Annotated in this window: 15 protein-coding genes; 7 read left to right on the forward strand and 8 right to left on the reverse strand. The window is 46.2% G+C overall.

Translation table 11 applies throughout. The features are described from left to right. The first annotated feature begins 110 nt into the window (after nt 1–110). The gene (locus D9A03_RS18810) at nt 111–1,187 is read left to right on the forward strand and encodes a PLP-dependent cysteine synthase family protein (RefSeq protein ID WP_120498761.1); all 1,077 of its coding nucleotides are present in this window, start codon (nt 111–113) and stop codon (nt 1,185–1,187) included. Here D9A03_RS18810 and D9A03_RS18815 read toward each other — a convergent pair. Both D9A03_RS18815 and D9A03_RS18820 read right to left on the reverse strand, forming a co-directional pair. Further along, a complete protein-coding gene (locus D9A03_RS18815; RefSeq protein WP_120498762.1) occupies nt 1,184–1,816 on the reverse strand; it encodes an OmpW family protein in 633 nt (210 codons plus the stop codon). The two genes, D9A03_RS18810 and D9A03_RS18815, sit on opposite strands and share 4 nt — an antisense overlap. 192 nt (nt 1,817–2,008) lie before the next feature. Next, nucleotides 2,009–3,811, reverse strand: a complete 1,803-nt coding sequence (locus D9A03_RS18820) for a M3 family oligoendopeptidase (protein WP_120498763.1) — start codon at nt 3,809–3,811, stop codon at nt 2,009–2,011. A 154-nt stretch (nt 3,812–3,965) separates the two neighbouring features. Between D9A03_RS18820 and D9A03_RS18825 the strand changes: the two genes are divergently transcribed. Then, nucleotides 3,966–5,804, forward strand: a complete 1,839-nt coding sequence (locus tag D9A03_RS18825; RefSeq protein WP_120498764.1) for a long-chain fatty acid--CoA ligase — start codon at nt 3,966–3,968, stop codon at nt 5,802–5,804. Here D9A03_RS18825 and D9A03_RS18830 read toward each other — a convergent pair. Continuing rightward, the gene (locus tag D9A03_RS18830) at nt 5,695–6,417 is read right to left on the reverse strand and encodes a BCCT family transporter (protein WP_120498765.1); all 723 of its coding nucleotides are present in this window, start codon (nt 6,415–6,417) and stop codon (nt 5,695–5,697) included. The genes D9A03_RS18825 and D9A03_RS18830 overlap by 110 nt on opposite strands. 581 nt (nt 6,418–6,998) lie before the next feature. Here D9A03_RS18830 and D9A03_RS18835 point away from each other — a divergent pair. Beyond that, nucleotides 6,999–10,484, forward strand: a complete 3,486-nt coding sequence (locus tag D9A03_RS18835; RefSeq protein ID WP_174233668.1) for an acyl-[ACP]--phospholipid O-acyltransferase — start codon at nt 6,999–7,001, stop codon at nt 10,482–10,484. A 6-nt stretch (nt 10,485–10,490) separates the two neighbouring features. Here D9A03_RS18835 and D9A03_RS18840 read toward each other — a convergent pair whose 3' ends face one another. The 3 genes from D9A03_RS18840 to D9A03_RS18850 all read right to left on the reverse strand — a co-directional run bounded on the left by D9A03_RS18840 (nt 10,491) and on the right by D9A03_RS18850 (nt 12,257). Next, nucleotides 10,491–11,228, reverse strand: a complete 738-nt coding sequence (locus D9A03_RS18840) for a hypothetical protein (protein WP_120498766.1) — start codon at nt 11,226–11,228, stop codon at nt 10,491–10,493. 204 nt (nt 11,229–11,432) lie between these two features. Then, a complete protein-coding gene (locus tag D9A03_RS18845) occupies nt 11,433–11,780 on the reverse strand; it encodes a DUF2312 domain-containing protein (RefSeq protein ID WP_174233669.1) in 348 nt (115 codons plus the stop codon). 177 nt (nt 11,781–11,957) lie between these two features. Next, nucleotides 11,958–12,257: a DUF1244 domain-containing protein gene (locus D9A03_RS18850; RefSeq protein ID WP_174233670.1), complete on the reverse strand. Its 300-nt coding sequence runs from the start codon at nt 12,255–12,257 to the stop codon at nt 11,958–11,960. Nucleotides 12,258–12,408: 151 nt separating this feature from the next. Between D9A03_RS18850 and D9A03_RS18855 the strand changes: the two genes are divergently transcribed. After that, entirely contained in the window at nt 12,409–14,559 is a 2,151-nt protein-coding gene (locus tag D9A03_RS18855) for a methyl-accepting chemotaxis protein (protein ID WP_120498767.1), read from the forward strand. A gap of 65 nt (nt 14,560–14,624) precedes the next feature. Here D9A03_RS18855 and D9A03_RS18860 read toward each other — a convergent pair whose 3' ends face one another. Next, on the reverse strand, nt 14,625–15,413 hold the full coding sequence (locus D9A03_RS18860; RefSeq protein ID WP_120498768.1) for an N-formylglutamate amidohydrolase: 789 nt from the start codon (nt 15,411–15,413) through the stop codon (nt 14,625–14,627). 359 nt (nt 15,414–15,772) lie between these two features. On the opposite strand from D9A03_RS18860, the gene D9A03_RS18865 reads away from it, so the two are divergent. Further along, a complete protein-coding gene (locus D9A03_RS18865; RefSeq protein ID WP_120498769.1) occupies nt 15,773–17,059 on the forward strand; it encodes a glycerate kinase in 1,287 nt (428 codons plus the stop codon). A gap of 157 nt (nt 17,060–17,216) precedes the next feature. On the opposite strand, the gene rarD is transcribed toward D9A03_RS18865, so the two are convergent. Beyond that, the gene (gene rarD, locus D9A03_RS18870) at nt 17,217–18,116 is read right to left on the reverse strand and encodes an EamA family transporter RarD (RefSeq protein ID WP_120498770.1); all 900 of its coding nucleotides are present in this window, start codon (nt 18,114–18,116) and stop codon (nt 17,217–17,219) included. 269 nt (nt 18,117–18,385) lie between these two features. On the opposite strand from rarD, the gene D9A03_RS18875 reads away from it, so the two are divergent. Further along, nucleotides 18,386–18,766: a YciI family protein gene (locus D9A03_RS18875; protein WP_120498771.1), complete on the forward strand. Its 381-nt coding sequence runs from the start codon at nt 18,386–18,388 to the stop codon at nt 18,764–18,766. A gap of 31 nt (nt 18,767–18,797) precedes the next feature. Further along, nucleotides 18,798–20,498, forward strand: coding sequence for a DUF6596 domain-containing protein (locus tag D9A03_RS18880; RefSeq protein WP_162938249.1), 1,701 nt, complete (start codon nt 18,798–18,800; stop codon nt 20,496–20,498). The last annotated feature ends 66 nt before the right edge of the window (nt 20,499–20,564 follow it).

Genomic DNA, 20,564 nt, shown 5'->3' on the forward strand with positions numbered 1-20,564 from the left:
AGAAAAAATAGTGTCTTTACTCATATACCTTCCTCCGTAAAGATATCAGTAGGATCAAGGTCTATGCTATCCTGTGATTATTAAGAACAATGATTTTTCGGAACAAGATAATGAATAAAAGACTTTGGGTTCAGCAAGCTCTCAACAAAATCGAAGCGGACTACAACCGTTCTTCTGACACACATCTCATTAAGCTGAATTTGCCAAGTTGTCTTGACGTGGATTTATATTTTAAAGATGAAAGTACTCACCCAACAGGCAGCCTGAAACATCGTCTGGCAAGATCTCTCTTCCTCTATGGCCTCTGTAACGGATGGATTGGCCCGGATACAACGATTATTGAAGCTTCATCAGGTAGCACGGCAATATCCGAAGCATACTTTTCCAGATTGCTAAATCTTAGATTTATAGCCGTTGTGCCCAAAACCACAGCCCGCAGAAAACTTGCGCAAATCGAATTTTATGGCGGTGAATGTCATCTGGTTGATGCCAAAGATATCTATACTGAATCTGAACGACTGGCACGCGAGCTAAACGGACATTATATGGATCAGTTCACCTACGCAGAGCGTGCAACCGATTGGCGAGGCAACAACAACATCGCCCAATCCCTGTTTTCACAAATGTCACTGGAACCTCACCCCTGCCCGGAATGGATTGTTGCCAGCGCAGGTACCGGTGGTACATCGGCGACATTGGGTCGTTTTATACGGTATGACCAATCCTGTACCCACGAGACAAAATTATGTGTGGTTGATCCGGAAAATTCAGTCTTTTATGACTTTTACAAAACAGGCGATAAAAACCTGACCAGTCCGGGATCACGGATTGAAGGTATTGGGCGACCAAGGGTTGAGCTTTCTTTTGTACCCAGTCTGGTTGATCGTATGATCCGAATTCCGGATGCAGCCTCTATTGCTGCAATCAACGTTTTAGAGAAATTACTTGGACGGAAATGTGGCGCATCAACAGGGACAAACCTTTATGGTGCTTTCCTCCTTATGTCCGAAATGAAAGCCCGCAAAGAAAAGGGCAGTATCGTTACGCTAATCTGCGATTCTGGTGATCGTTATCTCGATACTTATTACAATCAGGAATGGCTTAATCGCCATAATATCGATACTGCACCTTACATCAAAAAACTTGAATCATTTCTTGAAATGGGCTCACTTTCTCTAACAAACTAGAACCTGTACCCAAGACCCACACCCACAATCCAGGGGTCAACATCAACGTCGCCCTTGATTGCCCCTCCATTAATTGTCGCATCCGTATTCAACCAAAGACGCTTTACATCCAGATTGAGTGACCATGCATCATTAAGCTCATAATCAACACCGATCTGGGCTGCCGCACCAAAGTTGTTGTCATAATCGACATCAAGTCCGTTTGCGCCATCGGCATTGTAGAAAACTGTGTAGTTAACCCCTGCACCGACATATGGCTTGAATTTACCGAAATTGGTAAAGTGATATTGAAGAGTTAAGGTCGGGGGCAACAGCATTACATCACCGAGATCAGCAGTTCCGCCACCATTAATGTTTTCAACTTTCGCATTATGTTGCGTCGTTGCCAGAATCAATTCAGCAGCGATATTTTTGGTAAAGAAGTAACTGATGTCCAATTCTGGTACATAGGAGTTACTTAGATCAGGCTTACCACCAATTGTCGTATTCCCGCCATCATCAGGGATAACACCAATACCACGCAATCGAATAAGGATGTCGCCTGCTTCACTGGCATAAGTAGGAACATAAGAAAGGATTGCCCCTGCACTAACGGCCAATATTGCAAGAGATTTTAAAATTTTACACATGGCAAATGACTCCATTTCCACAACACCAATGAACAAAATATCTCATTGTGGATTCAAACACTTAACTTGATGGAGAACTATTATCCCTGCTTCAATGCCAGAACATTGAGACAGATCAAAAGATAATATTATGATTAAAAAAAAGACCCTCCTAAAAAGGAAGGTCTAGAGATTAATCAAATCGTGAAACTATTATTCCATTTCTTCCAGCTCATCAATAAAGCCAGATACAACTTTAAGCCCCTGTTTCCAGAAGTCAGGATCACTTGCATCCAAACCAAAGGGAGCAAGCAGTTCTTTATGGCGTTTAGAACCGCCAGCAGAAAGCATATCCAGATATTTTTCAGCAAACCCGTCTTCGCTTTGCTGGTAAACTGCATAGAGTGAATTAACCAGGCAATCACCAAATGCATAGGCATAGACGTAAAACGGCGCATGGATAAAGTGCGGCACATAAGACCAATAGGCTGCGTATTCATCTTCGAAACGAATGGCAGGCCCCAAGCTGGCTTTTTGGGTTTCCATCCAGATTTCCCCGAGTTGTTCGGGCAATAATTCACCCTTGCGACGCTCATCATGAACCCGTGTTTCGAACTGATGCATAGCCACCTGCCGCACAACAGTGTTCAACATATCCTCAACCTTCGAAGCCAGCATGATCCTGCGAGCCTTGGCATCTTCTTTCTTTTTCAAGACAGACTGGAAGGTCAGCATTTCACCAAAGACAGAAGCCGTCTCGGCAAGAGTTAATGGTGTAGCGGCCATAAGCGGTCCTTGAACACCAGCCAACACTTGATGCACACCATGTCCCAGTTCATGGGCCAAGGTCATAACATCTCTTGTTCGACCCTGATAATTGACCAGCAAATAAGGGTGAGCACAGGGGACAGTTGGATGCGCAAAAGCACCTGGCGCTTTACCTGGACGAACAGGCGCATCAATCCAGGGGTTATCAAAAAACTTCTGTCCAACTTCCGCAAGTTTTGGAGAAAAACCTGCGTAAGCGGTCAAGACGGTCTCTGTCGCATCGGCCCAGCTGATCACATCATCGTCGTCATCCGGCAGTGGCGCATTTCGATCCCAGTATGGAAGTTGCTCAACTCCAAACCACTTTGCCTTCAGCTTGTAATAACGATGCGCCAGATCCTGATAAGAATCAGCAACAGAACTCACCAACGCATCGACAACTTCATCTTCCACAACATTAGCAAGGTTTCGGGAAGAAACAGGGCGAGAGAAACCGCGCCATTGGTCTTCAATTTCTTTATCTTTGGCCAGCGTGTTAGTAATATGGGCAAAAAGGCGCTGATTTTCACCCAACACCTTCCCCAGTGACTGAGCTGCTTCCTTACGTGCTTTTGGGTCGCGATCACTGAGTTTATTCAGAATCTGCGCAGAACTGTATTCTTCTCCCATATATGGGAAGCGAAGGCTCGCCATTGTTTCATCGAACAGTCGGACCCATGCGGAACGACCCGACACGCACTTCTCATGCAGGATTTTCTCCACATCATCAGAAAGCTGATAGTCCTTTTGTGCTCGTAGATCTCTCAACCATGGTGCATATTTGGCAAGAGAGCTACCCGTAATCTTCGATTGCAGATCACCATCGCCCAGCTGATTAAGTTCCAAAGTAAAGAACAGAACATGAGACGAGATACCCGTGCTGCGTTCTTGCATGGATTGGAAAAACTTTCCAACTTCCGGATCGCTCATATTTCCCGCGTAAACCAGATAGGCATAGCTCATCACTTTGCCCATAATCTCTTGTGCGTTTTCAAAAGATTCAATCGCGGCGCAAAGGGCATCCCCGTCAAGATCAGCTAATTTACCTGCATATTTATCTTTAAAAGCAATAGCTGATTCCTCGATCGCAACCAGATCATTTTCCAACTCGGCAGAATCTGGTGCGGGATAAAGATCCGTCAAATCCCAAGCGGGTAAAGTACCAAGCTTTTCATCAATAACTTCTTTGGGGTGAGCAGCTTCGGTCATAAAAATTCCTCTCATTCCGCAAACGCGGTCTTCAAATACGAACGTTGTCTCTATAAGTTAGGATCTAGAAATTGAAAACAAGGCGTGAATCGCCAAATATTACAAGACATAATGATAAGAAATCACAAGAACAGGTAAAGGCCTAACAAGGAACATGGAACAAACTATTTCTCCCCCGCATTACAAAAACCTTGTCAGTCTCTTCTACGCGCATGCAAAAGAGAAAAAAGAACAGCCTTTTCTTTGGTTTAAAGAAAACAAACAATACTGGCCCATAAGCTGGGAAGAAACATCCCGACGCATCACTGCAATGGCACGTAGTCTGAAAAAGCTGGGACTTGAAAAAGGCGACCGGGTTGTCCTTGTCGCAGAAAACAGACCCGAATGGTTTATTGCCGATCTTGCCATTATGACTGCAGGGGGAATATCCGTTCCCGCCTATACAACGAACACTCATGCCAACCACAAGCATGTTCTTGATCATTCCGGTGCCAAAGGAATTATTGTTTCCACGACAGCACTTTGTAAAAAATCGCTCCCCGCGGCACAGAAAGCATCCACCTGTCAGTGGGCCATTACGATGGAAACCGTCGACAAAGATGACATGGATATCTTTGATTTTGATGAGAATGATACGGAAATAGCAATACATGAGTGGGAACATCTGATCGCTGAGGGGGATAGCCTCTCCTATGATATCGAAGCCGAGGCTGAAGAACTCACCAGAGAAGACATTGCCTGCCTCATCTATACCTCGGGAACAGGCGGTCTGCCCAAAGGGGTAATGCTCAGTCACGGTGCCATTCTCTGTAACTGTGAAGGTGCCTGGGATGTTCTCTATCATCTTGGCTTGGGGGATGAAGTATTCCTTTCTTTCCTTCCCCTCTCTCATGCTTACGAACATACAGCGGGGCAATGCTTCCCTCTGTTGCTGGGTGCGCAAATCTATTACGGCGAAGGCGCAGAACATCTTTTGCGCAACATGGCTGAAGCGCGTCCGACGATAATGACTGCCGTTCCCAGACTATTTGAATCCATGCATAGTCGTATTACACGCGGTCTGGAAAAAGAAAAACCGCTCAAACGCAACCTGTTCTACAAAGCCGAAGCCCTCGGGCGAAAGAAGTATCACCAATCGGACAATCTGGGGCTGATCGAAAAACTCCAGGATCGGCTTTTGGAAAAATTGGTTCGCAACAAGCTTCGCCAGCGTTTCGGCGGGCGGTTAAAAGCCATGGTTTCCGGTGGAGCAGCCCTTAATGAAGATATCGGGCTTTTCTTTCACGCGCTTGGGCTGACAATTTTGCAAGGCTATGGGCAGACTGAGGCTGCCCCTGTTATCGCTGTTAACCGACACGACAAGATAGACATGTCCACTGTCGGCCCTCAGCTTAGAGGCGTCGAAATCAAAATTGCTGATGACGGCGAAATTCTCGCTTCAGGTGAACTTTTAATGTCAGGATACTGGAATAACCAAAAATACACTGATGAAACAATCAAAGACGGATGGCTTCATACCGGGGATATTGGCGAAATCGATGATCGTGGTCGCCTAAAAATCACAGATAGAAAAAAGGATATCATCGTCCTGTCCGGAGGTGACAATGTTTCCCCCGCCCGGGTTGAAGGTGAACTATCTCTACATCCCTCAATTCATCAAGCCATGGTTTACGGAAACAAAAGACCTCACCTAACCGCAGTTATCGTCCCGGATGATGAATTTCTTGATCGTTGGGGTGAAGCCAACGGGATCGCAGCAGTTCTCGCCTCTGTACACGACAATGCCTCTTTAAAAATCTCCATTGCGAAGGCTGTTGATCAAATTAACCAACAACTCTCTCCCCTAGAGAAAGTACGTAAATTTGTGATCGCCAAGGAACAGTTCACCATCGATAACGAGATGATGACTCCAACACTGAAAGTAAGACGTCACAAGGTGTTAGAGGTATATGGGGAAGAAGTTGAAGCACTCTATCCGAAAATATCCAAATAGAGTTCCCCCCCAAATAAAGATGCCCAATGAAAAACGCCAAAATGGCAATAGACAGCCACAGATTGACCTCTGACAGGATTTTGACTCCACGACCAACGCCCGAGACCACAGATACAGTGGCCAAACCAGAAATAATCGCAATCAGAACCATCATTGCTGCCAACGCAGGTTCGGTTCTAGTAACACCATCCGTTACAGTTTCCGTCACCCAGAATCCCCAGCCTGTAATTTCAAAGAGTCCAGTCGCCATCTGTTGCACACCAAGCCCAAGAGACGTCGCAACACCAAAGACCGTACCATTCACAGCCAACAGATCAGCAAGATGCCCAAGCGGGCCATAAATTCGATCACCGATCAGCGGGTAAAGTGATGACCGAATGGTCAACGGCAGGTCTTTACGATAGGCAAAATACGCCAGCGCAAGAGCCACAATCACATATATTGCCCAGGGATGGAATCCCCAGTGGAACAGAGTAATGCGCATGGCAACTTGTGCCGCTTCTGCTGTTTGCGACACATCTTCTGTTATGAAGGGGTTAGACTGGAAATGGTAAATTGGTTCGGCAATTGACCAGAAGACCAGACCAATCCCCATGCCAGCGCCGAACAGCATTGCAAACCAGGAAATTATTAATTCCTGTAAAAAAATCCCCTACGCCTTCGGTGGCAATAAACGCCATAATTACCAAGGCAAAGACAAGAAACTTCGACCATATTGCCATGGTCGGATTCAAGCCTTTCAGAAAGCCTGATTTTGCCCTCATACTTAATCCTCCCTGAATGAGCCCGAATTGGGCCGAGGACATAATGAGAAGACCTAAATCCTTTTCATGGCTAGAAGCGACCTCTTAATAGAGGTTTCGAGGATAAAAAGACCGGCAGTTCCTTCTGAACACGAACATTTCATTACATTGCAGCATTTAATTGCAACGAAAAATATCAATAAAAACAAAATGAAACACACATCAGAGTTTTGCTGAGGTCTCAACGACTAATTTTATCTAAAATGTAATTTCAGCTTCTCTTTTTCCATCATTTCCTTTCATCCTGCTTGACTGTAGTCAAGAATATCATTAAAAATAAGTGATCGCTCACTTATTTTTACAAATCAAGAAAATCATAAAGTTCGTTTATATTGCCGAAACAATTCGGCACTATACAGCAAAAGACGATTAGAGATGCGGAGTATCAAGGATGTCACCAGAAGATCTGATCAGGGAAGAGAAAACGTTGGAAAACCAAGATCCTGAGAAACAAGTTGGTGACGAAAACCTTTTGCACCTGTTGCAGAGCAAACGCTTTCTGCCTCTTTTCCTCACGCAAGCACTGGGCGCTTTAAACGATAACGTCTTTAAAAATGCGCTTGTCGTCTTGATTACCTTCAAAATGCTTCACCTATCCCCCGAGGAAGCAAAAGCAATGGTCACTCAGGCTGCGGGCATCTTCATCCTCCCCTTTTTCCTTTTCTCCGCGATCGCAGGACAACTATCAGACAAGTTTGAAAAATCACGCTTGATCCGCCTGACAAAATACCTCGAAATCATTATCATGGGGCTTGCCAGCTATGGCTTCTTAACAAACTCACCCATTTATCTTATGGTTGTGTTGTTCCTGATGGGAACACAGTCAGCTTTCTTTGGCCCCCTCAAGTACAGTATTCTTCCCGATCATATGCGGGATGAAGAGCTTATCGGTGCAAACGGGCTTGTCGAAGCGGGAACTTTCTTGTCCATCCTGATCGGCACCATCATCGGCGGCATTGTCATTATGACAGAAAATGGGTTGGAGACTGTCTCCCTCCTCATCATAGCGCTGTCCCTTATTGGCCTTGCCACAAGTTACTTCATTCCCAAAGCCGAAGCTTCTGAACCATCCTTAAAGATCAACCCGAACTTTCTGGCAGAAACCTATAACCTGGTTAAACACAGCGCAGGCAACCGCCCGGTATTTCTCTCTATTATGGGTATTTCCTGGTTCTGGTTTTTTGGCGCAACGTTTCTCTCTCTGTTCACACCATTGGCTAAGCAGATCATCGGTGGCAACGAGTTAATCGGCGTTCTCTTTCTTACGATGTTTTCTGTCGGTATCGCTCTCGGTTCGCTGATATGTAACAAATTGCTCAAGGGTGAAATCACAGCACGCTACGTTCCCTTTGGCGCTCTGGGTCTATCCCTTTTCAGCTTTGACCTGTACCTCGCATCCAACACCATTACCCCCACGTCATCCTCGTTGATTGGCCTCGCAGAATACTTCCAGCATCCCGAACTTATCCGTGTTTTGATTGATCTACTGCTTATTTCTATCAGTGGTGGCCTCTATATCGTGCCGCTTTATGCCATCCTTCAGCATGAAAGTAGCGATAGTCACCGGGCAAGGAATGTTGCCAGCAACAACATTCTCAACGCACTGTTCATGGTTGTGTCGGCTATCGGGGCAATGGGGCTGTTCAAGCTTGGCTTTACCATTCCTGAGGTATTTTTGATCGTTGGGATACTCAATCTTTTTGTTGCTCTATATGTCTGCAAATTGCTGCCCGAAGTTCCGACAAAGCTTTTCTTCAGACTATTACTTAAAACATGCTTTCGCGTGGAAGTCAGAGGGGAAGAAAATCTTGAGGATCTCGGCCCCAAAGCCGTTATTGTCATCAATCATGTATCTTTCCTTGATGGCATTCTCCTCGCGGCCTTCCTGCCCGGTCGCCCTACCTTTGCCATCGACACCTATGTCGCCCAGTGTTGGTGGGTAAAACCATTCCTTTCCGTCGTTGATGCTTATCCGATTGACCCGACCAATCCCATGGCAACCAAAACCATGATCAATGTGGTCAAATCCGGAAAACGTTGCGTGATCTTCCCCGAAGGACGTATTACCGTCACCGGCGGCATGATGAAGATATTCGAAGGCCCCGGCATGATTGCGGATCACGCTGATGCTCCTTTGCTACCCGTTAATATCGAAGGCGCGCAATACACACCCTTCTCACGTCTCAAAGGTAAAATACGTCAGCGCTGGTTCCCCAAGGTTATTATCACCATTCATCCGCCCAAGAAACTTCGCCTCAGTGACGATATTCGCGGCAGAGAGCGTCGATCTGCCATAAGTGTCGGCCTCCATGATCTGATGAGTGAAACCGCTTTTAGCTCATGCCCGCCAGAAGGTGGCCTATTCAAAAATCTGCTGGATGCCCGTGATATTCACGGTGGTGACGCCGCAGTTGTCGAAGACATTCAACGCGCGCCGCTTTCCTACAACAAACTCATAACATCAAGTTTTGTTCTCGGTGACAAGTTTGCCGGCTTTACAAAACCGAAAGAGATCGTCGGCCTCTTGCTCCCCAACTCTTCGGCAGCGGCAGTATCTTTCTTTGCCCTACAGGCAATCGGGCGCGTTAGTGCCATGCTCAACTTCACCATGGGCGAAAAGAACCTGTTGTCTTGCTGTAAAACCGCAGAGATCAAAACCATCATCACATCTCGTAAGTTCATCGAACTAGGACGTCTTGATGATCTGGCTGATGCGCTAGGCCGTGAACACAAGATTATCTATCTCGAAGATCTCAAAGAAGAAATCTCTCTCGGGAACAAGCTTTGTGGTTGGGTGAAAAGCCAGTTTGCCAGAGCATTCCACAACAAATCAGCTCCAGAGAGTAACGATGCAGCTGTCGTACTGTTCACATCAGGATCAGAAGGTGTGCCAAAGGGCGTCATGCTCAATCACAACAACCTTCTGTCCAACAGAAGTCAGCTTGCCGCCGTGGTGGATTTCAACTCGACAGACACCGTTTTCAATGCCCTGCCCATTTTCCATTCATTTGGCTTAACAGGCGGCCTTCTGCTGCCCATCCTCTCTGGCATTAAAACCTTCCTCTATCCCTCACCACTCCATTACCGCATCGTTCCCGCCCTTGTATATGACACCAATGCGACCATCGTCTTTGGAACAGATACTTTCCTGACAGGCTATGCCCGGGTTGCCCACCCCTACGACTTCTATTCGGTACGACACATCTTTGCCGGGGCGGAAAAGGTCAAGGACAGCACCCGAAAAACATGGTCAGAGAAATTCGGCCTTCGCATTCTGGAAGGCTACGGCGCGACAGAGACTTCGCCGGTTCTATCCACCAACACACCATTGCAGTACAAAGCAGGCACCGTCGGGCGCTTCCTGCCCGGTATTGAAAGCAGGCTGGAACCTGTACCCGGTATCCCCACGGGCGGGCGCTTGTTTGTCAAAGGTCCCAATGTCATGAAGGGATACCTGCGCGCCGAAGCCCCCGGGCAGCTTCAACCACCGGAAGACGGTTGGTACGACACCGGAGACATTGTGGTCATGGACATTGATGGCTTTGTCTCCATTCAGGGCCGCGCCAAACGCTTTGCCAAGATAGCAGGTGAAATGGTTTCCCTAACCGCCGCCGAAGACCTCGCAAGCAAAATCTGGCCCGGCTTTATGCACGCCGTCATCGCCCGCCCTGACATCAAAAAAGGCGAGCAACTCATCCTCGCCACAGAATGCCCCGACGCCACCCGCGCCCTTCTGCTAAAAGAAGCGCAGGAACAAGGCATCAGTGAACTGATGATCCCCCGCGAAATCGAAATCATGGATAAAATCCCCGTCCTCGGCACAGGCAAGACCGACTATCAGACATTACAGAAGACACTTGTGCCTGAGGAAATATGAGTAAAATCATTCAATACAAACAGCTTGTTCTTTTTCAATGCCAGGCACCATCGCATCGAGGCCATACCAATATTGAATCAAAGGAGTGTGAGACGAATTGGTTAGTGGCGAAAATTCTACTGCTTCAACGCCAGTAAGACTGATAACAGCCGTATCACTATTATAAGGGAATAATGAGGCAGTAACTGCAAGCTCTATAGTCTTTTTATTTTCTTCAAAAATCTCTATAGATTCTGCACTCATAGGAGCTTCAAATATCCCTACATTATAAACCATCTGCTTACTTGTGGGAGTTTTATCCTGAAGGAAAAAATTCCAATGACCGATTTCAGCATTTTTCTTATAATATTCGTATAAATCTAATTTTTCAGAATACCAATTCTTAAACAATTTCTCGCCAGTGACCAGCGCATAGCGATATATGTCTTCCCAAAAAACAAGAGCAATACTTACTTTTTTCGATGTATAAACAATTTTAACATTGGTTAACTGTTCAAATTTTGTGAACAGTTCTTTTGCATAAGCTACTTCTGCATCTTCGCCATCAAGAAAAACCTTAAGTTCATGGCTATTCCAACGCGAAAAATAAGCATCATCATTTGGAAAGACGAGTTTCTTAAACTCGCGACAATACTCTTCTTTTGATATGTCGTTTGTAGAGCCAGAATCTGCATGAGCACTTAGTGGGACAACCAAAAAGCTCATAACAATCATAAATAAATAACTATAACCGATATTTTTCACAGAATTTCACCACTTAAACCAGACGAAAGAACTCACGCATAACGTGTAGTCTCAAATGTATGACACAACAACATTTAGGAGACAATTAGGATTTCTGCTCCGAAGAGCTATAACAATCAGTAAAAAACTTAAAATTACTCTATACAAATCTCACAAAAAAGCCCGCCAGTTTGCGGGCTTTTTCTTCAACGATGTGCGGTGAAATTACACCATGCCAAGAGCGTGTTTATAGACGTCAATTAGCTCTTCCTGCTCCATGCGTTCTTGCTGCTCCAGTTTGCGAAGAGAGACGATCTTGCGCATGATTTTGGTATCGAAGCCAAGTGCTTTAGATTCGGCATAGACTTCCTTGATGTCGTCGGCGATGCCTTTTTTCTCTTCTTCCAGACGCTCGATCCGCTCGATAAAGCCGCGAAGACGGTCCGCTGTTACACCGGCGATTTCACCTGGCACAGCCGCCGCGCTAGAGGAACTTGTTGTTTCTGTTGCCATATCATCTGTCTGGCTTTCATCAGAAGTATTTTCTTCGTAGCCTGATTCGAAATCGCTCATGCCCGGGGCCCTTTTATAAAATCACGTGTAATGAGTTGTCTCATAAATTATCTGCTGCGGAAATTAACGTCCTGCGTCAGCTTTGGCAATGCCCTGCAACAGGCAGGGAAAAGTTTTTAGCCACATGTCTCTCGCTTACCACAGTCTGCTTAATCGCTGGCTGAATCAACAGACAGGCTAATCGTGCGCGGGTTTGCTTTTCTCAAAGGCCGCTTTTTGTTCAGCCGTTGCTTCCAACTGGTGCTTCGATTTCCATTCATCATAGGGCATACCATAAACAATCTCACGCGCCTGCCCGTAATTCATGGCCTCGCCCTTTTCTTCGGCAGCGGCCATATACCATTTAGACAGACAGTTCCGGCAAAATCCGGCGAGGTTCATCATATCGATATTCTGAACATCTGTGCGATCTTGCAAATGAGAAACAAGGCGCCTGAAGGCAGCCGCTTCCAGCTCCAGTTTGGTTTGTTCGTTCATACTTATTACTACCCTCAGTTCTATATTCATTCTGTTGCTTCAATTTATAAATCGAGCCTGGTCACAGAACTTACAAAATTTATAACTTATTCTGTAATTTAATCTGATTACAAAAGCATTCAAGTTGAATGAAATAGATTAGGTCATACCTATGCGAGTCTTTGATGCGCCCATAGCCTATAAACTGCCCTTGGTAATTGTTACCCTTATCGTAATAGCCGCTATTACTGTTGGCATAATACTTACAAATCTAGCACAATCCGGCTTGAAAGAAGCTGCGGAAGCGAAGCTCACGGCCCTTACCCAGTCTCGCAAAGCAACGCTACAAAATTATCTTGAGACAATACAATCGGACATCCAAATTCAAGTGAACCACCCAACAACTCTGGTGGCTCTCAACGCCTTTAACAAAGGCTGGCACGAGTTAGACGGGAATCAACAACAGAAGCTGAAAAAGCTGTATATCCTTGATAATCCCTTTCCTACAGGGGAAAAAGAAAAACTAGACAGTGCGAATGATGGGTCTAGCTATAGCCATGCTCATGCAGAATACCACCCCATTTTCAAAAGTTTCCTCAAAGCCAGAGGTTATTACGATATTTTTCTTTTCGCTCCCGAAGGTGATCTCATTTATTCTGTTTTTAAAGAAAAGGACTTTGCAACGAACATTATAACAGGACCTTGGAAAGAGACAGACCTTGGTCAGGCATTTATTTCAGCAAAGAAAAACCCCCGTTCGGGTTTTCAATCCTTCTATGATTTTAAACCCTATGCACCAAGTAATGGAGCAGCGGCTAGTTTTATATCAGCCCCCGTATTAGATAAAAACGGAACGCTCGCAGGTGTGCTCGCATTTCAAATGCCAATTGGCAAAATCAATGATCAGATGCAAATTTCGGCAGGTATGGGCCAAAGTGGGGAAACTTATCTTGTTGGACCAGATTTTTTCATGCGAAGCGATTCACGATTCAGCCAAGAATCAACGCTTCTTAAAACCAAAGTTACAGGAAATAATGTCACCAAAGCTTTAAAAGGAGAAAGCGGCGTAGAGACAATTGTTGACTATAGGGGCGTGGAAGTAATCTCTGCCTATACACCGTTAAAGTTTATGGGGACCACATGGGCAATACTCGGCGAGGTCGATGTTGCAGAAGCCGATATCCCGATACAGAACATGTTGATGACTGCTTTGGTAACCGTACTTATCGTTCTCGGTATAGGAGCAACCATCGGCATTTTTTATGCACGGCATTTGTCTGTTTCTTTACAAAAAATGGCTCACAGAATGAAAACTCTCGCCAACGGAAATTTGTCTGATCAAATCCCTTATAGTGACAAAAAAGACGAGATTGGTGAAATGGCTCAATCCGTTCTTGTGTTTAAAAACAATGCCATTGAAATGGAGGGTCTTCGCAAAAAACAAGAAGAAACAAAGAAAAATATTGAGTTACAAAAAAAGCAGGTAATGAAAGATCTTGCAAACGATTTTGAAGGCCGGGTGAAGGGCATTGTAACATCGGTATCGTCATCATCCACTAGTCTGTTTTCAACATCAGAACAGTTAATGTCAACAGCTGAAGAAGCTGCTAACCAATCATCATCGGCTTCCGCTGCCTCACAACAAACATCGGCTAACGTTCAAATGGTTGCAACAGCAACCGACCAGCTTTTAGCATCTATAGCCGATATTACACGGCAAACAACTTATGCCGTAGAAATGTCCCATAAGGTTTCCGATCAGGCAGAAACCAGTACACAAGTCGTGAACAGCTTAAATTCAGCAACGATTAAGGTGAACAAAATCGTCAACATTATTTCTGATATAGCCGAACAGACAAATCTTCTTGCTCTCAACGCAACCATAGAAGCAGCCCGAGCCGGGGAAGCCGGAAAAGGCTTTGCTGTTGTCGCTAACGAAGTGAAAGGCTTAGCATCGCAGACTGCCTCGGCAACAGAAGAGATACTATCCCAAGTTGATAATATTCAATCCTCAGTAAACGAAGCGATCGAAACAATTAATACGGTGGCAAATGGGATTAGTGAGATAGAAGCAGTAGTCACGTCAGTCGCATCGGCAACCAATGAACAAGAGGCAGCCACTAATGAAATATCCAGAAATGTGAAAGAAGCTGCCCAGGGAACAGAGGCCGTCATGCAGAGTACTGTTACTGTGAAACAGGCTTCAAAGGAAACAGGACAAGCCTCGCACACCGTTCGAGATTCAGCATCTGTACTTGCAGAAGAATCTTCGCACCTTACTCGGGAAGTTGATGCTTTTCTCCAGGAAATCAGGGCAACCTAGCTATACGTCGTCAAAGGCTGATAAGTAATGCGCTTATTTCTTGCGTCCTGTTTATTTCTTCGCCCTTACAGGTAGCACTTTATTTCTTTCAGTGACGGGCAATGCAATACCTCTTCAAAGGCATTGATCATATGTGCCGTCCATTGATCTATTCCGGCCTGATCAGAAATCAAGTCCTGACGAATTTCAATCAGAACATTGGGCAAGCCCCGACGGTCAGCGTGCCTTTCCATGGTATGTCCATGATCATCCCGTCCAGAGTAAGGAACGTTATCGCCACAGGTAAAGCCCTGACGCGTAAACGTTTCGATGAGCGGCAAAGGAATGCGCGGGTCCTGGTTCCATAACACACAGACAGGCCACGGTCGGGCAACACCCGCCATTTCGTGGGTCATACTGTGCATGGAAACGACAATCGGCACCTGTCCCTGTTCAATCATGCCATCCAGTGTCGCCTCAATTTGATTGTGATAGGGCCAGTAAAAAGTGTTCAGGCGGGCTTCGCGTTCTGCCGTGGGCATATCCTGATTGGCAGGGACATGGCATCCGTCACTGACCACAGGCATCAGGCCATCGTTATCCAGCTTGCGGTTCGGGTCGACAAGCAAGCGCGAAAAGTTACTGAAGATCGCACGGGATTTAAAATGTTCGGCAAGGCCCTCGGTCACGCCCTTGATGCCGATATCATAGGCGACATGCCGCGTCAGATGATGGTCTTCAACGCCCAGATTTTTGCGGGATTTAGGAATAAAGGATGTCGCGTGGTCGCATAAAAAAACAAAAGGTGTGTCTGCATCTTCATTAATGACGTTCACCGGGCTTGGTTCATCCGCAGCCAGAATTTGGATATCCATTATCTTCCTATTACTTTTACCTTAACACAGCCTTGAGCACGGGGCCTCAGCTCGGGGCCTTTACTTTGCACAATATCTATTGGTCATTACATCAGAGCGCAAGGCTTCGAGCCTCTCTCAATATTGTAATGACTTGATGTGATTTCCAGAAGGATCTTTGCCATGACAACAGAAAGTCGTTTCATGCAAAGCCCGACAAGCTATCTACCATCAAAGACAAAAACCGACCAGATTTTTCATCACAACGTCAAATAAAGACAGGAATCACCCCTTTTGCAAAGGCTTCTCTTGACGAAGGGCACTGTTCATTTCCATAAAGGCATCTTGGTTATGACACTTGATAAGCGAAGGCCCTGTAGATGAACGCGATATCCCCCCAAAAGTTCCTACGAGATCTTTTTCAGGCTGGTTTGGATGCAGCAAATCCCCGATTGGCTGTTCCCAGTTATTTACCACAGCCACCCAAGGGAAAAACCGTGGTTATTGGTGCCGGAAAAGCGGCAGCTGCCATGGCCAAAGCTGTCGAGGAAAATTGGGAAGGCCCTATCGAAGGTCTTGTCGTCACCCGTTATGACCACGATATGCCCGAGGGCAAAAAATGCACCCGCATCGAAGTTGTCGAGGCCGCCCACCCGGTACCGGATGCAGCTGGTCGTGAAGCGGCAAAGCGGATCTATGAAATGGTTCAGGGGCTCAGTGCCGATGATCTTGTTCTTTGCCTTATTTCCGGCGGCGGGTCGTCTCTGCTGGCGCTCCCCGCCGAGGGTCTGTCTCTTGAAGACAAACAGACAATCAACAAGGCTTTGTTAAAATCCGGTGCAAACATCATCGAAATGAACACAGTGCGCAAGCATCTGTCGGCCATCAAAGGCGGTCAGCTTGCCGCCGCTGCCGCCCCCGCACAGATAGTCAGCCTTTTGATCTCTGATGTGCCCGGGGATGATCCTGATGTCATTGCATCCGGCCCAACGGTTCCAGACCCCAGCACCTTTGCAGATACCCGTGCCATTTTGGCCAAGTACGATATCACGCCGCCAGCATCCGTTGCTGCGCATCTGGAAAAAGCGGCTAAGGAAACGCCCAAACCAAACGACCCGGTTTTTGCCAACTGTTCAATGCACATGATTTCCCGCCCTCAAGATTCTCTTGATGCCGCCAGACTTGTTGCTGAAAAGCATGGCTTTACGCCTGTGGTTCTTGGCGATTCAATCGAAGGAGAAGCACGGGAAGTTGCCAAGGTTATGGCCGCCATTGCAAGACAAGTTACCAACCACCATCAACCTGCACCGGCACCTTGTGTTCTCTTATCCGGTGGTGAGACAACCGTAACAGTCAAGGGAAATGGCCGCGGCGGCAGAAATGCAGAGTTCCTGCTCGCCCTTGCCGTAGAGCTTGATGGCGCCGCAGATATCTATGCCCTTGCCTGTGACACCGATGGCATCGATGGCAGCGAAGACAATGCCGGCGCAATTTTGAGTCCCGATACCCTTGAACGTGCTGAAAAGCTTGGCGTTAGTGCCAAAGAACATCTTGCCAATAATGATGGCTATAGCTTTTTTCAGGCTCTTGACGATCTCATCATCACCGGACCAACACGGACAAACGTCAACGATTTCCGTGCAATTGTGATTATGCCCAAGAGCTAATCGTTACTAAACAGAACTTTACGCCATCGCTGTTTAGCTTAATTTTTGCTCAAGGCGTGAAGAGTGAAGTGTAGTTTTCCGACATAAACGATGAAACAACCCATGAAATACTGGGAAGGAAAAGTTGAGATAAACGGCTATAAATGAAACAGGTTGCCTAAAGCGCAACCTGTTTTTTTACCCGCTTCATATCAACAAAGGACTGCGCACTGAACAAGAAAACTGCAAACCAGATCAACCCAAAAGATATGGCATGTACTTCTGTAAAGGCTTCACCAAAAAGCAACGTTGCCAGCAGCAGGTTCACTGTTGGTCCTACGTATTGAATCATACCAATTGTTGAATAGTTCAGGCGTCTGGCAGCCGCAGCAAAACAAACCAATGGCACGGTTGTAACAACCCCGGCCAGCATCAACATCAGACTGATTCCAGCGCCGCCAGCAATATAGATCACCTCGTTCTGAGTTCCAATCCAGATCAGATACCCCAAAGCGATGGGTGTGACCATTGCTGTTTCAGCAAAAATTCCAACCTGCGCCCCGACGGGCAAACGTTTTCTGATTAGTCCGTAAAACCCGAAAGTTGTTGCCAAAGTCAGCGCAATCCAAGGGAACTCCCCGCCAATGTAGGTTAGATAACCAACCGCTATCGCAGCCAAACCAACGGCAACAGCCTTCAAAAGTTTCAACCGCTCACCAAGAACCGCCACTCCCAAAAGAACATTCACCAGTGGGTTTATGTAATAACCCAGGCTTGCCTCAACCAACCGACCGTTGGAAATAGACCAGATAAAAATCAACCAGTTCACAGCAACAAGTAAGGCGCTCAACAACAGCCAGCCCCAAATTTTAGGTGAACTAAAGATTTCTTTAATTTCGGGCCACCTTTTCCGCAGAAGCAGCAAAAAAGTCAGAAGAACCAAAGACCAGATAACACGATGGCTCAAGACCTCGAAAGATCCTGCCGCCTCTACCTGCTTGAAATAAAGCGGCGTCAGGCCCCACCATAAATATGCGGTCAGTGCGAGAAATACGCCCTGAATAGTGTCACGTGTCATTTTGGAAATCCTTACCAGAGACTTTCAGACTACTCTGGGTCTATAAACTTTGCTAGCCAGATTACGTCACCAACACATTTATTTTATAAAATATGCTATAAAGGATTTTTCAACATTCTCAAATGCTTCGCCATTGGTCGACAATACCATCCCTTATCGCTCTTGGACGCAGGTTCAGGTTATTTTATTCTTAATCTAGTAGCTTCTTGTCGGTTTCAGGCTTTCTCGAACGTCCTTCGCTTAATGACACTCAATGAAGAGGAAATATAATGCTCTATTCGTTCCTAATTTATTCTGCCGAAGGTATTCATGGACGCCTTTCTCCCGAAGAACAGGAACTCGCCCTTGAACAACATCGATTACTCCAAAAGAAGCTGGACGAAAGAGGTGATTTTGCAACGGCAAAACTTATGCCTGTCAGTAACGCAGTGACCCTAAAATCCAAAACAGATCAAGGTCATAAAACCTTGATAACTGATGGCCCCTTTGCAGATACCAAGGAACAGTTCGTCGGTTTCTATCTGGCAGATTTTCCAAACCTTGACGAAGCCATTGCGATGGCAGATATGATCTCGACCCCCTATCACAGTATAGAAGTCAGACCTGTTTCATGGTCAGGCGGAACCCTGTCCAGCTTTCAAGATGGTTGATCCCGCATGCCACTAATCGGAATAATCTAACATGCCTCACCACCCCTGGCTTCAGGCCCGATTTTCAGATATCCGCCCCAAGGCCATCGCCGCATTGATAAGCTATTTTCGGGATATTGATCTTGCCGAAGAAAGCTTTTCTCTCGCCTGTACTAAAGCTCTGGATGGTTGGCAAAAACAGGGATTACCCGATGATCCCTTTGCCTGGCTTCTAACCGTTGCTCGCAATGCCGGACGGGATATCATTCGCAAGAATAAAACGCGAGACGATCACAAAACACAACACGCTCAAGATAACACAAGTCACGACGCTTTCGATGACGTTCAGGAAGAAAATGAATTCCGCGATGATGTCCTACGCCTGCTTTTTATCTGCTGCCATCCAAAACTCTCTATTCAGGATCAATCAGCACTTGCCCTGAAAATCGTTATCGGCTTGTCCGTTGAAGAAATTGCCTGTGCATTTCTTGTAAAATCCAAAACGATGGAACAACGTATTACCCGGGCAAAAAAAACGATCGCAAAAGATAATATTCCCTTTCAAAGTCCGGATTTGATCGAGCGCGCAGAGCGCCTCAAAACTGTGTCCCTGATGCTTTATCTGCTTTTTAACGAAGGTTGGTCCGCCAGCACTGGCGACGTACAGATAAAGGTCCTGTTGTGTGAAGAAGCCATTTACCTCGCCAGACTCCTTTTGAGTCTCTTCCCCTCTCAAACAGAGACAATGGGCTTACTGGCTCTGATGCTGTTTCAACATGCCAGATATCCGGCTCGTATTGAGAATGACAAGCTTATCCTTTTGAAACATCAGAATAGAAACCTCTGGAACCGTACGATGATTGCCGAGGCTCATGTGCTTTTGGAAAAAGCACTCCGACACGGTACTCCGGGTTCATTTCAAATCCAGGCAGCTATCGCAGGCGTCCATTCCAACGCATCGGCTTACGAGGCAACAGACTGGGCCGAAATCGAACGCCTTTATGCCGTGCTGTATCAATTTGAACCCACCCCGATTGTTAAGTTAAATCACGCCGTCGCCATTGCCAAAACCAAAGGATCAGCAGAAGCACTCAAAATACTCGATGATCTTGATAAAGAGCTTCAAAACTATCGCTGGTTTCATTCAACTCGTGCTGCTTTTTTGTTCGAACTCGGTCAAAAAGACAGGGCCAAAACAGCGTATCAAACGGCTTTGGCCTTAACACCAACAGAACCGGAACAGGCAATTCTTCGAGAAAAATTCTCGAATGTAAAAAATAATTATCCGCTTTGTCGGAATTTACCTCTGTCACGCGTCCTTGGTTTATCTGCACTAGGCAGAAAGCATAAACCAAAGGATGAAACTATGTCACAAACAACAATGACAACACCCGGCGCAGCCGGATGGATTGGCTATTCCAGCCCTAACAGAGACGAAGCCGTAAAATTCTATCGCAATGTTATGGAATGGACCTTAACCGATCTACCCATGAAAGACGGATCAAGCGTCCCCGGCATTCTTGTCGAAGATGAATTGATCGGCGGCTTTTCACCGGAACCTGCCGACAAAGGGGTATGGACAATATACATTACCGTCAAAGACGTTGATGATGCCACAGATAAAGCCCGCACAGCCGGAGCAAAAATTATCAGGGAACCAACGGATGTATCCGGCGTTGGTCGCATTGCAATCATCAATGATCCCCATGGTGCCCGCATTGCTATGATAACCTACGAAAGCATGCAGAAATAAGTCGCACACATCAACTCATGAACAAAGCTGCGAACACAAGTGTTGGCAGCTTTTGCCCTCATACTA

The organism is Kiloniella sp. EL199, from assembly GCF_900313065.1.
Lineage (GTDB): Bacteria > Pseudomonadota > Alphaproteobacteria > Kiloniellales > Kiloniellaceae > Kiloniella.

Coding starts and splice junctions, on each gene's coding strand:
- D9A03_RS18825 (WP_120498764.1), top strand. CDS start 3,966: ATGGAACAAACTATTTCTCCCCCGCATTACAAAAACCTTGTCAGTCTC.
- D9A03_RS18860 (WP_120498768.1), bottom strand. CDS start 15,413: ATGGATATCCAAATTCTGGCTGCGGATGAACCAAGCCCGGTGAACGTC.
- rarD (WP_120498770.1), bottom strand. CDS start 18,116: ATGACACGTGACACTATTCAGGGCGTATTTCTCGCACTGACCGCATAT.
- D9A03_RS18830 (WP_120498765.1), bottom strand. CDS start 6,417: ATGCTGTTCGGCGCTGGCATGGGGATTGGTCTGGTCTTCTGGTCAATT.
- D9A03_RS18880 (WP_162938249.1), top strand. CDS start 18,798: ATGCCTCACCACCCCTGGCTTCAGGCCCGATTTTCAGATATCCGCCCC.
- D9A03_RS18845 (WP_174233669.1), bottom strand. CDS start 11,780: ATGAGCGATTTCGAATCAGGCTACGAAGAAAATACTTCTGATGAAAGC.
- D9A03_RS18810 (WP_120498761.1), top strand. CDS start 111: ATGAATAAAAGACTTTGGGTTCAGCAAGCTCTCAACAAAATCGAAGCG.
- D9A03_RS18865 (WP_120498769.1), top strand. CDS start 15,773: ATGAACGCGATATCCCCCCAAAAGTTCCTACGAGATCTTTTTCAGGCT.
- D9A03_RS18835 (WP_174233668.1), top strand. CDS start 6,999: ATGTCACCAGAAGATCTGATCAGGGAAGAGAAAACGTTGGAAAACCAA.
- D9A03_RS18875 (WP_120498771.1), top strand. CDS start 18,386: ATGCTCTATTCGTTCCTAATTTATTCTGCCGAAGGTATTCATGGACGC.
- D9A03_RS18850 (WP_174233670.1), bottom strand. CDS start 12,257: ATGAACGAACAAACCAAACTGGAGCTGGAAGCGGCTGCCTTCAGGCGC.
- D9A03_RS18820 (WP_120498763.1), bottom strand. CDS start 3,811: ATGACCGAAGCTGCTCACCCCAAAGAAGTTATTGATGAAAAGCTTGGT.
- D9A03_RS18815 (WP_120498762.1), bottom strand. CDS start 1,816: ATGTGTAAAATTTTAAAATCTCTTGCAATATTGGCCGTTAGTGCAGGG.
- D9A03_RS18855 (WP_120498767.1), top strand. CDS start 12,409: ATGCGAGTCTTTGATGCGCCCATAGCCTATAAACTGCCCTTGGTAATT.